At 49.3% G+C, this 14267-nt stretch carries 17 protein-coding genes; 6 read left to right on the top strand and 11 right to left on the bottom strand.

Annotation, left to right across the window (positions count from 1 at the left end; translation table 11 throughout):
• Window positions 1-55 precede the first annotated feature (55 nt).
• Window positions 56-652, bottom strand: a complete 597-nt coding sequence (gene ruvA, locus LACZS1_RS03540; RefSeq protein ID WP_010493683.1) for a Holliday junction branch migration protein RuvA — start codon at window positions 650-652, stop codon at window positions 56-58.
• Window positions 653-741: 89 nt separating this feature from the next.
• On the opposite strand from ruvA, the gene LACZS1_RS03535 reads away from it, so the two are divergent.
• Entirely contained in the window at window positions 742-1338 is a 597-nt protein-coding gene (locus LACZS1_RS03535; protein ID WP_010493681.1) for a TVP38/TMEM64 family protein, read from the top strand.
• Between the two features lie 105 nt (window positions 1339-1443).
• Here the strand turns inward: LACZS1_RS03535 and LACZS1_RS03530 are convergent, their stop codons facing one another.
• Window positions 1444-1917: an S-ribosylhomocysteine lyase gene (locus LACZS1_RS03530; protein WP_010493679.1), complete on the bottom strand. Its 474-nt coding sequence runs from the start codon at window positions 1915-1917 to the stop codon at window positions 1444-1446.
• Window positions 1918-2030: 113 nt separating this feature from the next.
• Complete coding sequence (locus tag LACZS1_RS03525) at window positions 2031-3164, bottom strand: vitamin B12 independent methionine synthase (protein WP_010493677.1); 1134 nt, start codon at window positions 3162-3164, stop codon at window positions 2031-2033.
• Window positions 3165-3779: 615 nt separating this feature from the next.
• On the opposite strand from LACZS1_RS03525, the gene LACZS1_RS03520 reads away from it, so the two are divergent.
• Entirely contained in the window at window positions 3780-4241 is a 462-nt protein-coding gene (locus tag LACZS1_RS03520; RefSeq protein WP_025012307.1) for a DUF3290 family protein, read from the top strand.
• Window positions 4242-4250: 9 nt separating this feature from the next.
• Window positions 4251-4898 (top strand): DUF421 domain-containing protein, encoded by a 648-nt coding sequence (locus tag LACZS1_RS03515; RefSeq protein WP_010493673.1) that lies wholly within the window; start codon window positions 4251-4253, stop codon window positions 4896-4898.
• An 8-nt stretch (window positions 4899-4906) separates the two neighbouring features.
• On the opposite strand, the gene LACZS1_RS03510 is transcribed toward LACZS1_RS03515, so the two are convergent.
• Together LACZS1_RS03510 and LACZS1_RS03505 are read right to left on the bottom strand one after the other, a co-directional pair.
• Complete coding sequence (locus tag LACZS1_RS03510) at window positions 4907-5752, bottom strand: alpha/beta hydrolase (protein ID WP_070650398.1); 846 nt, start codon at window positions 5750-5752, stop codon at window positions 4907-4909.
• A 401-nt stretch (window positions 5753-6153) separates the two neighbouring features.
• Window positions 6154-6951: a hypothetical protein gene (locus LACZS1_RS03505; RefSeq protein ID WP_172493502.1), complete on the bottom strand. Its 798-nt coding sequence runs from the start codon at window positions 6949-6951 to the stop codon at window positions 6154-6156.
• 218 nt (window positions 6952-7169) lie between these two features.
• On the opposite strand from LACZS1_RS03505, the gene LACZS1_RS03500 reads away from it, so the two are divergent.
• Window positions 7170-7994: an aldo/keto reductase gene (locus LACZS1_RS03500; protein ID WP_047107357.1), complete on the top strand. Its 825-nt coding sequence runs from the start codon at window positions 7170-7172 to the stop codon at window positions 7992-7994.
• Between the two features lie 236 nt (window positions 7995-8230).
• The gene (gene nrdI, locus LACZS1_RS03495) at window positions 8231-8704 is read left to right on the top strand and encodes a class Ib ribonucleoside-diphosphate reductase assembly flavoprotein NrdI (protein ID WP_010493666.1); all 474 of its coding nucleotides are present in this window, start codon (window positions 8231-8233) and stop codon (window positions 8702-8704) included.
• Between the two features lie 7 nt (window positions 8705-8711).
• Here nrdI and LACZS1_RS03490 read toward each other — a convergent pair whose 3' ends face one another.
• Window positions 8712-9644, bottom strand: a complete 933-nt coding sequence (locus LACZS1_RS03490; protein WP_070650399.1) for an alpha/beta hydrolase — start codon at window positions 9642-9644, stop codon at window positions 8712-8714.
• Between the two features lie 122 nt (window positions 9645-9766).
• On the opposite strand from LACZS1_RS03490, the gene LACZS1_RS03485 reads away from it, so the two are divergent.
• Complete coding sequence (locus tag LACZS1_RS03485) at window positions 9767-10225, top strand: MarR family winged helix-turn-helix transcriptional regulator (protein ID WP_010493661.1); 459 nt, start codon at window positions 9767-9769, stop codon at window positions 10223-10225.
• Window positions 10226-10315: 90 nt separating this feature from the next.
• Here LACZS1_RS03485 and LACZS1_RS03480 read toward each other — a convergent pair whose 3' ends face one another.
• The 5 genes from LACZS1_RS03480 to LACZS1_RS03460 form a co-directional block, all read right to left on the bottom strand.
• Entirely contained in the window at window positions 10316-10987 is a 672-nt protein-coding gene (locus LACZS1_RS03480; RefSeq protein ID WP_070650400.1) for an HAD hydrolase-like protein, read from the bottom strand.
• 81 nt (window positions 10988-11068) lie between these two features.
• A complete protein-coding gene (locus LACZS1_RS03475) occupies window positions 11069-12223 on the bottom strand; it encodes a cation:proton antiporter (RefSeq protein WP_070650401.1) in 1155 nt (384 codons plus the stop codon).
• A gap of 24 nt (window positions 12224-12247) precedes the next feature.
• Window positions 12248-12772, bottom strand: a complete 525-nt coding sequence (locus LACZS1_RS03470; RefSeq protein ID WP_070650402.1) for a GNAT family N-acetyltransferase — start codon at window positions 12770-12772, stop codon at window positions 12248-12250.
• A gap of 156 nt (window positions 12773-12928) precedes the next feature.
• Entirely contained in the window at window positions 12929-13276 is a 348-nt protein-coding gene (locus LACZS1_RS03465) for a hypothetical protein (RefSeq protein WP_010493652.1), read from the bottom strand.
• 52 nt (window positions 13277-13328) lie between these two features.
• On the bottom strand, window positions 13329-14252 hold the full coding sequence (locus LACZS1_RS03460; protein WP_070650403.1) for a proline iminopeptidase-family hydrolase: 924 nt from the start codon (window positions 14250-14252) through the stop codon (window positions 13329-13331).
• Between the last annotated feature and the right edge of the window lie 15 nt (window positions 14253-14267).

Below are 14267 nucleotides of genomic sequence, written 5' to 3'. Positions count from 1 at the left end.
CCATTCATAAATGCCTTCATGTTGTCGACATTGAATGGCTCCAGTATAATCAATGCTACGCACGTCCGCTTAATAATCGCAAGCCTTCGCGCAAATAGGCATCAGTTGTTGTGGCATCAAATGCCTTCAAAGCATCTGTGATACCGTCGACTGACCGTTGGGTGTATCCTAAAGCGACTAAAGCCGCCAATGCATCGGCCAGCGCCGGTGCCACGTCACTAGCTGTCGGCGTGATGGCAGCGGGCGACGGCTGGGCATCCGCTGAAATTTTTCCTTTTAGATCGAGAATGATCTGGGCAGCGGTTTTCTTACCAATACCCGGAAACTTGGTCAGGAACTTAACGTCGTCCTGGGCGATGGCAGTTGCTAGGCCGCCACTGGAGACATTCGCCAAAATAGCCAGTGCCGATTTCGGGCCAATCCCGGTGACAGTCAGCAACTGGTTAAACGTGCGCTTATCAGCGGCAGATTCAAAACCATACAAGGCTTGATCATTGTCGCGGATAATCAGCTGAACGTAAATCCGCATCTGCTTGCCAGCTTCAAAATCATACGGGTTGGCAACCAGCAAGCGAAATCCGATACCGTTGACATCAATCACGATGTACGCAGGGGTAATGGCCTGAATCGTGCCTTCAAAGTATTCGTACATAAGCTCTCCATTCAGTACATATGTTTGGTACGCTTGATTCATTGTAGCATAGATGTTTTCTTGATGATAAATCGTTTTGAGGCTTAATGATGACTCCCAAAAATATCCGCCATTTGATTAACCTGGCAACCGTTGCTGTTGTCATCGCTTTAATTGCCGTGACTATCTACTGGTATGACCTCGGCATTCTCTCCGATGTCAAGGTCCTGCAAGCTTATATCGCTCAACTCGGCCTGACCGGTGTTCTGTTTTTTGTCATCATTCAGGTTATTCAGGTTGTCATTCCGATCATTCCCGGCGGCATTAGCACAGCAGCCGGGGTCATTCTTTTTGGGCCGTGGTTTGGTTTTCTCTACAACTATGTCGGCATTGCGATTGGCTCGTTCATCAACTTTTTCCTCGCGCGACGCTATGGTAAACCGCTGCTGACTTATTTGATATCGGAAAAAACTTACGATAAGTATATCGGTTATACGAAAAATCAAACCCGGTTCGACCGGTTATTTACGCTGGCAATTGTGTTACCGGTCGCACCTGATGATGTTTTGTGTCTGCTGGCTGGTTTAACCAAAATGACGTTCACAAAATTCTTCTGGATTATCATCCTTGGAAAGCCCATTACGATTTTCGCCTACAGTATGAGCCTTCTTTACGGTGGCCGCTGGTTGATCGATTTATTCAGTTAAACTAGTTGCCATAAAAAAGGCGCTGCCAAGTTCGTTTCACAAACTTGGACAGCGTCTTTTTTGCGCAAACGAACGCGCAATCATTCGTCGATCATTTTGACAAACTCAGACAACCTGACGCACATATGGGTCGTCGGAAATGCCGCGGCTCAGAATTAGCTTTGCCCATTCCTTTGCCGAAAACAGACTGTGATCTTTGTAATTGCCGCAACTCTTGATATCAACGCCCGGTACATCATCCCAGGTAATATCATTGGCAATTGCTTCCAGGCTGGACTTGAGAGCCTTGGCTACTTCAGTGGTGCTGTGCGTGCCCCAGGTAATCAGATGGAATCCGGTTCGGCAGCCAAATGGTGAACAATCGATGACGCCATCCATCCGATCGCGCAACAACGATGCTAACAAGTGCTCGATCGTGTGCAAACCAGCCGTATCGATGGCTGCGGTGTTAGGTTGAACCAGCCGCAGATCATAATTCGAAATTTCATCGCCTTTGGTACCTTTTTCAGTCGTAATCAAACGTACGTAAGGTGCCTTGACTGCCGTGTGATCCAATGTAAAGCTTTCGACTTTTGCCATAAATAAAAGATCTCCTTCTCAATCGTTTACGTATTCATCATATAACACAATCGCCGATGGTGCGTAAAAAAATCTGTCACGTTTCGGCTTGTGTCACCCTAAGGACTTGTCAGTCAGGCATCAGCCCAAACACGATGGGCAATGCGTTGAACCAACGCCAACTTGGCCCATTGATCGTCTTCTGTCAGCTTATTACCTTCTTCGGTCGACGCAAAGCCGCATTGAGTGGACAAAGCCAGATTGTCTAACGGCACGTAAGCAGTTGCGGCGTTGATGCGTTCGATCACCGCTTCTTCATCTTCTAATTCCGGAAACTTCGAGGTGATCAAACCTAATACAATTCGTTTGTTGGGATCCCCGTTCCAAAGTTGCGGCAACGGTTCAAACGACCCGGCCCGTTGACTGTCATATTCAAGAAACAGCCCGTCGTATGGCAAGTCCCCAATATCATCAGCAACATATTGATAGCCGCCGGAGAACAAAAACGTCGACTGGAAATTGCCGCGACAGATATGTGAGGTGACCGTCAAATCTTCCGGCAATTTCACCAAAACCGCTTTAATCACGCGGTGGGCCAGCTTAGCTAATGCCACAAAATGTTCATGTTTCTTCGGATCGTTTTCGGTGTCCTTCAAGTTCTGAATCAGATATGCCCAGTTCGTGTCATCGATTTGAAGATAACGATCGCCTAAATCATAAAAGTGCTGAATCGTATCGACATAAGCCTGGACAATATCGGCTAAATAGTCATCAAAGGTGTCATAATACTTCGGCCAGTTGTCACTACGATGATCCCGAAACAGCAAGGCTGGACTGGGAATCGTCTGTTTTGGCAGTACCCCTTCCGGCACGATACTTTTAAGATACTCAAATGCCGCAAAGAATGGATGCTGTGGGTTAAAGCTGACTTTTCCCGCCAAATGAACGTTCGCCGCCGCATTGATGCCGCCTTTAAAATCATGTTCATACTTCCAGGAATCATCTTTTTCATAGCCATTTAAGCCCCAGAAGAAATCCAGATGCCAGTACCGGCGGGAAAACTCCCCATCCGTGACCGCATTAAAACCTAATTCAACCTGCTTTTTGACAATGTGATCAATCGCTTCGTGCTGAATCGCCAGCTCTTGATCCTGCTGAATCTCGCCGATGTCCAGTTGCTGATGCGCCACTTTCAATCGTTCCGGACGCAACAAACTGCCAACTAAATCAGCGCGAAATGGTGCTTTGATTTTAACTTCTTCTGTCATGAGAATTCCTCCCGTTTTATGAAAATGACGATCCTCAAACAACATTGACCACATGGCAACGAAAGAGGCGGCAATCGCGATAACGCATTCTCTGGCGCGTCAGTTCACGCTCACCATAACGCGTTCTCTGGCGCAGAAGTCGGCGTGTAAGGGCCTCAGTCGCAGTGGCCTAAGCCCGGGCCATCACGCCTGAGGCCACTTACACGCCGACTTCTAGCCGCGTCAGTTCACGCTCAAAAAAAAAAGGCGCCCCTTGATCCGTTTAAAGATCAAGGGGCGCCTGACGCGCGTTACCACCCTTATTCGTGTCGGCATAGCGCCAACACCTCACCAGTACCAAATTCGATACCTGGCATGGTAACGGATGCACCCGTTTCAATGGCGTGAACCACTGAAAAGCTATTTGGAGCTCATCTTCTCCGATTAACCGATCGCCTGCTTCCACTGTCCAGGCTCGCTTGGGATCCGCGCTTCAGATACTCTTCTCCGCAAAGCAATGTTGTCTGTTTTGAGTTGCGATTATCATAACACCGTCATGTTTCGTGTCAAGAATAACTTCAAACAGGTTATCATTCTGTTATGATTTGACCAGACTATTATTTTTGGAGGCGTCTCATGGGAACAACTTTTTTTGCGTATTCAGTGCTGACTCATCAAGACAATTGGCAAAACACCTTGCGTTACGGCATCATCATCATCGGAGCTGTGGCGATCATTGCCTACCTGGTTTATTTTCTCCGTCACAAGCGCAGCAACAAATATCGTGACCTTTTAGTCCTGGTGGCTCTCATCGAGTTGTTGACCATCGGCATTCAGATTCGCGATCTTCAGGCAAGCCGCACTGCCACCGTTAATTCACAGGCAGTCGCTACTTTATTGCGCAGTGTCGCTACGCAGAAACAGGTGTCCGTTAATCAGCTGTATGCCAACAGTAGCACGGTTCACACGGGGATGCTGGTGACGATTGGGCGGTCCACGAAAAAAATGTACACCGTCACGATCAACGCCGATAACAATAGTTACCAGCTCACCAAGACAACTTTAATTGTCCCGCAAGTCCAATTCGTCACTAAGTAGGAGGCACCCATGGCACTTTTTCAGGATTTATATTTTGTGACCGCAATGAAACTGCTTTTAGGCTTTATCGTGTTTGTTGTCCAGATTAAGCTCACCGGTAAAGGCAATCTTGCCCCGGCCACGATTGTTGACCAGATGCAAAACTATGTCCTCGGCGGCATTATCGGGGGTGTCATTTATAATACCGACGTCAGCATTTTGCAATTTGTCAACGTCTTACTAATCTGGACACTCATCGTCTTCAGCTCGAAATACCTGACGAATCATAATCGCTGGCTCAAGCGGGCTATCGATGGCGAACCGCTATTAGTGGTCTCACATGGGAACATTCGCGTCGAAACCGCCACACAGGTTGGGTTGTCAGCCAACGACCTCGCCTATCGCTTACGTACCGCTGGTGTGAAAGATCTGCGCGACGTTCGCCAAGCCTATCTTGAACAGAACGGACAGTTGAATGTCATTTTCAAAGGCGATGAGACTATCAAGTATCCACTCATCTTAGACGGCCAGATTGACCCGGCAGCACTTGATGCGATTGATCGCGATGAAGACTGGCTCAAAGCCCGCCTTGCAGAACAAGGCTATAAACCAGAAGACGTGTATATGGCAAGTTTTCTGGGTGGCAAAGTCGTCATCGCGCCTTATGACCGTGACTAGTCGCGGGTTTACCAGATGAACGAATCGACGGCTTTGGCTACTTGTGGGTTCTCATGTAATGCACTGTGCTGGGCATCGCGGCCAAAGTATTCCCTTTCCTGATAAGTGGCTGCCCGCGAGCTGACAAGATAGCGCAAGGATCGCGAAGAATTGTTAGACACACGTCCATCTGAATCGCTGCCATTGTGGAGATCACCGTAAATATTCAACACTTTAACGCCTTTGGGAAAATGATCCCGTAGCCGAGCCAATTCGGCATAGTTTTCGTCCATGGGCGACGGGTATCCGTTGGCCGCCAGCTTAATCTGATGCGGTTGATCGCCCATGCCAATAATGCCGTCGAAATGCCCGGCAATGGCAACATAGTGCTTCATTTTCGGCAGTTTGCTTTGATCCTGATTGCGAACCGCATAAAACATCACCGCCATGTTGCCCATCGAATGTGCGACAAAGTTAACATTGCGCACACCATAGCGCTGGTAAAGCTGGCGATTAATCGTCGTCAACCAATCAGCCAGTTTCACAACGTCAGGATTCTTGTTATCTTGAAAGATCACCTGAACAATGGGCTTGCTAACACTATGGGGATCACCGGTCCAGTGAACTTTGCCGTTTTTAGCAACTGTTGCCGTCAGCACTTTGGTCGCACCAGTCCCCTCGGCCCGCCGAATCAGAGTATTCGTCGACCCCGCACCGCCAGAATAGCCATGCAAATAAAGTGTCGCGGTACGTCCGATGGTGGTTTCTTCTTTAGTTGGCGGCGTATCGGCCTGGTTGTTATACCAATACCACCCGGCACCGGCAACAAGAACGACAACCAATAATACCAACCAAAGCCACTTATCTCGTTTCATGAAACCTCCCTTTCTAGTGAGCGTGAGCCGGCGCGCTTAGGAGACGGAGTGTAAGCGGCCTTGGGCGTGATGGCCCGAACTTAGGCCATTGCGACCAAGGTCCTTACACGCAGACTCCTGCGCCGGGGAACGCGTTATGGTGAGCGTGAGCCAGCCCGGTTAGAAACCGGAGTGTAAGTGGCCTCAGGCGTGATGGCCCGACCTTGGCCATTGCGACTGAGGTCCTTACACGCAGGTTTCTGGGCTGGCGAACGCGTTATGGTGAGCGTGAGCCAGCGCGCTTAGAAGTCGAAGTGTAAGCGTCCTTGGGCGTGATGGCCCGGGCCTAGGCCATTTCGACCAAGGTCCTTACACGCAGACTTCTGCGCTGGCGAACGCGTTAATGCGATTCAATAAACCCGTCATGCCGCATTCACCGACTCACTTTCATCGGCGGCCGGCCGCGGCAAAAAATGACTCAGCGCCGCGATCACCAACCCTATCACAATGGTCCAACCGGCCACGCGCTGCCACAACGGTGAATACGCAAGAAGCAAATCACGCGCCAGTTCAGCATTAACCGGCATTCGTGAGCTGATGGCGCCTAAAAACGGACTTGCGGTTGTTAAAACTGCCATAAAGCCACCCATATAGCCCATGATATAAGTGGAGCGCCCCGTGACCGCCAAAAATCGGCGCCAAGAGTGGGCGGTTTTCAGCATAATCAATAAAACAATCACCATCAGGATCGCTGCCACAATGACCGCGGTTTGAGTCATGAGCACCAATAACGGATAGGCCCGTCCCCAGCCCTCAGACATCACGAACTGATTGATTTCGCGATCAAGGAAGGTTGTAAGGCTCGTCAGCACTTTCTTTTGATCAAAACTTTGTCCTTGATCGGCAGCGGCTTTCTGCAGGCGACTACCTATGCTTTCTTTAATCGTATCCAGTGACACACGCATTTGATTATCCGCACTGGCAGTCACCATTTTTGACGCTAACCGTTGCGTGTCATCGATGGTGACCAGCGTCGATTGCGGATTCAAAGTAGCGCCGTTCTTGTTCGCCGTATCGATTAATTCTTTATTTAGGGATTGGGTCATCTGCACCAACCCTTTACTTTTAACAATCACCTGTTCAGTGCGGGCTGGTGTCCCAACAGTCAGCATCATTCCCGTGCTGAAGGCTTCAACAAAAAGAAGCACCCAGAAAATCATGGTGAAAAATGCAAACCAACTTCGGGAAATGGCTCGCCATTGTTGTGTTCTCGTTTCGATCACCTGCTTCCTTATATGGCATTCATTATACACGATGCACCATCGTGACTTGTACGCATCCTGACATTTGGACTACACTAAATGAAGCGGCAACGACATCACCTGTTATTGCACGATAAACCACCAGCGATTTCGTATTTCACAAGGAGGTTGTTTGCATGCACTATACGTTAAACGACGGCAACGTCTTGCCGGCAGTCGGGTTCGGGACATATAAATTAAATGGCACGAACGGCGTCAGAGCTATGGTCGGTGCCCTTAACCTAGGGTATCGCCTGCTTGATGCAGCGTTTAATTATGAAAATGAAGGTGCTGTGGGCGAAGCGGTTCGCCAAAGCGGCATTCCCCGCAGCCAATTGATCGTTGCATCTAAGTTACCCGGCCGTCATCACCGTTATCAAGAAGCCATTGACACCATCGAAGAAAGTCTATACCGCGCTGGTCTGGATTATTACGACCTTTATTTGATCCATTGGCCTAATCCAAAAGAAGGACTTTACGTTGAAGCGTGGCAGGCGCTGATTCAAGCGCAACGGTTCGGCTTAATTCGCTCAATTGGTGTTTCCAACTTTTTGCCGGAGCACATTGATCGGCTGATTAAAGAAACCGGCGTCACGCCAGCGGTTAATCAAGTGGAGCTACATCCTTACTTTAACCAGCAAACCCAACGTGAGTATGATGACGCCCATAACATTCAAACAGTTGCCTGGAGTCCCTTAGGTCGCGGTGCCGTTTTAAAAGAACCTGTCATCAAGCAAATTGCTGCGGAACATGGTAAAAATGTCGGGCAGGTTATCCTGCGCTGGGATCTCCAACACCGTGTCTTGCCAATTCCAAAATCGGCTCATCTTTCCCGGCAGCGCACGAATCTTGATATTTTTGATTTTAGCCTGACAAAGGATGAAATGACAGCCATTGATCAGTTGAGCAAGCCTGATGGCCGCTTAAGGGATCAGGATCCGGCTGTTTATCAGGAGTTTTAATTTGTTTCCATAACGCGTTCGCCGGCGCAGAGGTCTGCGTGTAAGGACCTTGGTCGCAATGGCCAAAACCCGGCCATCACGTCCAAGGCCACTTACACTCCGGTTTCTGACCGCGCCGGCTTACGCTCAACCAAAAGGAGTCGCAGCGTTTCGCTAAAGACGACACCGCGACTCCTTTTTCTGGCATTATGGCTACTAACCAGCAATTTTACTTTTAAACGAAAGAGGCAATCATCATGACTGAACCTATTCGCGTTTTATTCATTTCAATCTCCGGCAACACGCGTGCTTTTGCTCATCGCTTAGCCGACTATGCCGAAGCCCAGCACCAGCAGAATCCGGATAATCCGCCGATTCAGCTGAAAGAAATTTCCGAGGCTACCCAGAGCGACGGGGAAACCAAGCCGTTTTTTGTGATGGTGCCCACGTATCTTGATGGCGGAAACGGCATCGACAATGGCGTCAAGGAGCTGATGACCAATGCGATGGGCGACTACCTTGCTGAAGGTGAAAATGCCGAATATTGCTTAGGCATCATCGGTTCGGGCAATCGTAATTTCAATGAACAGTACTGTCTCACTGCCAAACGTTACGCCAAAGAATTCGACGCCCCATTTTTAGCTGATTATGAGCTCCGTGGCACCCCCAGCGATGCCCAAAAGATTTACACGATCCTTACCCGTGTTGCCGCCAACGAAGCACAGCATTAGCAGTCAATCACCAATTGGCGTTGAACCAGCCGACCACGCGTTTAGCATAAGCCTCGGGATCATCCGGGAAACTGCGCGCATGAGCCGCGCCCTTAACCACCCAGAGCGCTTTTTTCGCCTTGGTGGCTGCGCGATAATTCTGGTAAACCATTTTAGTCGGAACAAATGTGTCTTTGGCTCCGTGGATAAAAAGAATCGGCCGTGTATTCTTGTGCAAAGCCGTGATCGCACTGGCATCAAAGACGTTGTAACCTGCCTTAAGCGTTGCGGTCAGCGCCACTGCCGGCACCAACGGCCACTTTGGCAAATTAAACATTGACTTGGCTTGATATGCAAGTTCGTCAATAATGCTGGTGTAGCCGCAGTCTTCAACAATGCTCTTGACTTGCGGCGGCAGCTTCTCGCCACTGACGTACATCACGGTCGCGCCGCCCATCGAGACACCGTACAAGGCAATTTGACTTTGTTTGCCTTGTTTTTTGATGATTTGGTTAATCCACTTCAGGTAATCTAGTCGGTCTGGCCACCCATAACCGATATAATTGCCCTCTGATTGGCCTTGGCCGCGATCATCAGGAGCCAGAACATTAAAGCCGGCATCATGAAACATCTTGATTTGCGGCGCCATATATTCTTTGTTCGTCATATAGCCATGCGCCACTACAACGGTTTTGGGCGTTGGTTTGGCCGCCGGAACATAATCCGCCACCAACTTAAGCTTGTCGCCAACCGCCTGCTGCGTCCAGGTTTCTTTATGTACGGATTTAAGCCATGCTTTCCCGTCCGTAATGATGCGACTCTCTTTGCCACTCAAAAAAGACTTCTTTGAGGGTACAAATGCATATTGGTAAAAATAAAGACTGGCCCCAATTAAGCCCACCACAATAATCCCAACGACTGACAGTATCCCGATCAGCCACGCCTTTTTATGTTTTCGCACGTTTTGTAGCCTCCATAAGTAGTTCAAGTCCTTTACATAACTAAAAAGTGTACCGCAACTTTTCAGAATTTCAAGTTACATGTAGCCTGTGTTTTGTTAAGATAATGTCTGGAGGAAGAAAAATGACTGATAAACCCTTACTAGAGGCATATGTGGATGCCTATTTCTCAACATTCAAGAATATCAACGAACTGATCTCAGAACCCATGGCCCAATACCATTTGAGTTTCGAGCAATACCGGATTTTATCCGACATTGCCAATGATCCCACCATCAGCTTGACTGCCATTGTTGCCAAACGCGGCGTAACCAAGCCGGCTGTTGCGCGGCAAATACGCGTGTTGCGTAATTTGAATTACGTGACGCAATCCAAGTTCGAAGCTGATCGGCGGCGTAATACATTGCAGCTAACACCGCTTGGTAAGCAGGTAGAAGCCGCGATTACCAAAGAAGCCAGCGAGCGCTTCAACGAATGGGTGAACGCTTTAGGCGTACGCAAAGCCAAGCAATTTGTGAAGCTTTTAAATGAAATCGGCACAAAAGTCATCCAGCCCCGGCAAGCTGCAAAAAAAGAGCAGTAGGCTGCTGGACTGTCTGGATATAAAAACGACGTCAAAGCTCGGAAAACCGAACTCTGGCGTCGTTTTGTTACTTGCAGATGTACCACACTCTCAGGACTTGGCGTTAAGTTTGGCAACCTTTTTCAAGCCTTCCGGAATTGCTTCCGGCTTGTCGGCCAAGACTTTGGCGCCGGCATCTTGCAACTCCTTGGCTGACCCGAAGCCATAGGTGACGCCGAGCAGCTGAACATGATTATCCAAACCACCCGTCATGTCGTTTGCCCGATCACCAATCATGACGCTGGTAGCCGGATCCGTCTGGGTTGCCTTCAAAGCATAAGCCAACACGTCGGTCTTGGTCACCCGCGTCTGCTCATCGTCACTGGCACCATAAGCACCGGCAAAATATTGATCCAATGAAAAGTGTTTAACCAAGCGATGCAACATGGTCTCAGGTTTTGCCGAGGCAATGTAAAGCTGATCGCCTTGTTGCTTCAATTCAGTCATGGTATCCAGGAAGTTAGGGTAAAGTTTTGCTTGATACAGGCCCTCTTCCTCGTAGTAATGATGGAAAGCGTCAATTGCCCGTTTAACCTCGACATCATCCAACTCCGGCCAGACTTTCGGCAACATATCCACCAAAGCCGGGCCGATAAACTGTACATACGCCGAATTATCCAAAGGCCGCAAGCCGCGATCCTGAACCATGTATTTTAATCCCGCGACAATGCCGGCTTCTGAATCTGCCACGGTCCCATCAAAATCAAAAAATAAAGTTGCCATTAAAATCCTCCTTATTCTCAACCGTCCATAAGCGCCTCAAACCGTCATGAACACTAATTTTTGGTGAGTTTACGACTTACATTATACAAGTTCCTGTTCCCGATGGAGGGCATCCTTTAGAATCACAGGCGCAATTAGCGTTGTCAGGACAATCACCACAATGACCGCCGAATAATACTCAGCATCCATCAACTTAGCCTCAAAACCGATTTGGGCCACGATCAAGGCCATCTCGCCGCGGGACACCATGCCGGCGCCGACCACGTTACTTTGCAACCAGCTGGCACCGGCTAAGCGATCGCCGAGACCGCAACCGACCCATTTGGTCACCAAAGCCAGCAAGGTCAAAATGGCGATAAACCCGATATCGCGACCAAACGTATCAAAGCGCATGTTCAAGCCGACGCTGACAAAGAAAACCGGAATGAACACCGCATAGCCAATCGCACTCAGATTACTGTCAACTTCCTGCCGATAATGGGTCTGCCCAACTGCAACCCCGGCAAAAAAGGCGCCGATAACCGCTGACATACCAACAAGATCCGCCACATAGGCCATCCCCAAGCAAATCAGCAACGACATAATGGTGACAGCCGAAGCCGGAAACAGCTTTTCCGCCAACCCCATCAAGTACGGTGCCGCCCACCGAACCACCAGATAAATCCCGATAAAATACAGCAACTGTTCGACAATTTGCAACCAGAACGGCACGCTGGCTGTCTTTTGTTCCCCTAACACTGCCACCGTGAAACTCAAAATCAAAACCGTCAGAATATCGTCGACCACCGCCGCACCCAAGATGGTCGCCCCATTGCGGCCGTCCAGCGCATGCAGTTCTTTCAAAACCTCAACGGAAATCGAGACGGATGTTGCTGCAAAGGTGATGCCGAGAAAAAGGCTGCTGGTCAAATTGAATCCCCAAATGTGCGCAAAGCCGAACACGACGACCACAGGCACGATCACCCCGATCACTGCTACCAGCATGCCGGGTTTGAAGTATTTTTTCAGTAAATCCAAATCGCTTTCGAGCCCGGCTAAAAACATCAAAATAATAACACCAATTTCGGCAAATAATGAAATCGTATGGCTAGGCGTCAGCCAACCCAATAATGCCGGTCCAATTAAAATTCCCGCTAACAACTCACCGATCACGGCAGGCATTTTCAGCAAGCGACTGATATGCGCCAGTATCAATGTTGTTACCAAGATGAGTGCTAAGTTGCCAATATCCTGCATATTTCTCCTCCATTTTGAAAATCGTCAACCCGTTGTCAGCCGCACCTCGTAGGCATTCCGTTCCGGCACGGGCTCATCCATGTACACAATTCCGCGAAAATCGAAACCCATCCCGGTAATCGCATGTTGCATAATCACGTTTTGTGCGTGGGTATCGACCCGTAAGTCGGTAAAACCGCGGCGATAAGCTTCACTCATGATGTTGCTGAAGAAAACCCGGCTTAGTTGTTTGCCGCGAATACTGCCATCAAGCGCAAACCGATGGACGGCCAGGTATGGCACATCGGCCAGCCAGCCTTCCCCATCGATCCGGAGATAATGTGGATCCGGACCCACAACCAGCGCCGCCAGTCCGGCCACTTTCCCGTCAACCACGAGCACCCGGCCGATCCCGGTGGCAACGTCCTGCTCAATGGCTGCCTGATCCGGATAAGTGCCTTGCCATTGAGGAATGTCCTGATCGCCTAAAAACTTGCGAGCAGACGCAATCACCCGCATCATATCAGGAATATCGTTGGTCGTCGCCGCGCGCATGAAAATGGTTGACATCAGCTTCATCTCCAAAAAATAATTGTATTGCCCTATTTTCCCGCATCTGACCGCAAGTTTCAATCTGCTCGTTGAAAGTTAAAGCCCTGTCTCAAATTTAGTGACAAAAAGGCCCTCGCAAATGAACTGCGAGGGTCATCTTCGTTGCTAACAAGCTTAATGACGGTGATGCATATGATGCTTCTTGTTCAAAGGCACCTCTTCGTACTCGGGTGCAAAGACGTCATGGGCGCCGCGATGTTCTGGCGCCAACCGCCAGTTGTGGCGACCATGATGATGCTTGTGCATTTGCAACTTAAGACTCAGCTGTTTGGTTCGTTCTTTTTCGATGCGCAGTTTCTGGTGACCGCGAATGATCATGATGCCGCCGCCTAACGCCAACGCAATTGGAATCAAATGCACAACGGCCATCGGGATCATCAGTTCTGGTTGTTCCTCGATCGCCTTATCAAACGCGTGGACCGGTTCAAATAGATCATCTTTTAATTCATCAATGCTAGCCATGAAAGCACCTCCATTACCTGAGCAACTTTAAATTACCACTTTTATTATAACGTTAATTGGCGCTTAAAGGGGGTTTTGCATCGGTTTGTGTGAGCCACTGGCCTAGATGGCTGAAATAGTCAGTCGGATTATCCAGCATCTGCCCGTGCCCGGCGTTTGGGGTAACATGCAACGTGGCATGCGGAATCGTTTTGGCCATTCGTTCCGCGGCGGTCAACGGCATGGTTTCATGCCCGCCAAATGTCAAATAAGTCGGCACCGTGATTCGGTGAATATCGGCCCGGCGATCCCAATTTTTAAGTGCACCGACCATCACAAATTCGTTGTCACCTTGAAAATGGTGATAGACCGGCGTTGCCAGTGTTGAAATTAAGTGGCGTGGCTGGGGATCGGCTGCGTGGTGCAGATAATGCTCGCCTAATTCGTTCACTAACGCCTGGTATTTGGCATCGTCAAACGCATGGCGCGCTTCGACTTGCTGCATATACGCAACGTCTTCAGGCGAAAACATCTTTTCGCGAATTTTGTTGATATTGACTAGGTATTCATCCAGATTATCAATCATCGAGCTTAGAATCAGCCCCTTAAGGTGTTCGCCATATTTAAGCGCATACTCGATCGCCAGCACGCCGCCCCAAGACTGGCCAAGCAGGTAAAAGTGATCAATCCCCAGCTGCTGCCGGACATTTTCCACCTCATCGACGAAATAATCGATGTTGAGGAACCGTTTTTGATTGGCCGGATCCGAAAAGTCGGGTTGATCGGAAAAGAATGAACCCAATTGGTCGTAACGGGTGACGCGGACACCATACGGCGCCAGTTCTTGCGCAAAGTTTTCAAACACTTCGTTGGTGCCGCCGGGTCCGCCGTGCAAGGTCATCAGCCGAATCTGGCCTCGGCCTTGCGTTTGGGTCCATAGATGATAACCGTTTGGCAACGTTACAAAGCGGGTTCCGTTCGGGTTTAGTTTTACCATGCGATCGCTTCTTTC

The sequence above is a fragment of the Lacticaseibacillus zeae subsp. silagei genome, assembly GCF_030770335.1.
GTDB classification, from domain to species: domain Bacteria; phylum Bacillota; class Bacilli; order Lactobacillales; family Lactobacillaceae; genus Lacticaseibacillus; species Lacticaseibacillus zeae.
This window is presented reverse-complemented; position numbering and strand designations above follow the sequence as displayed.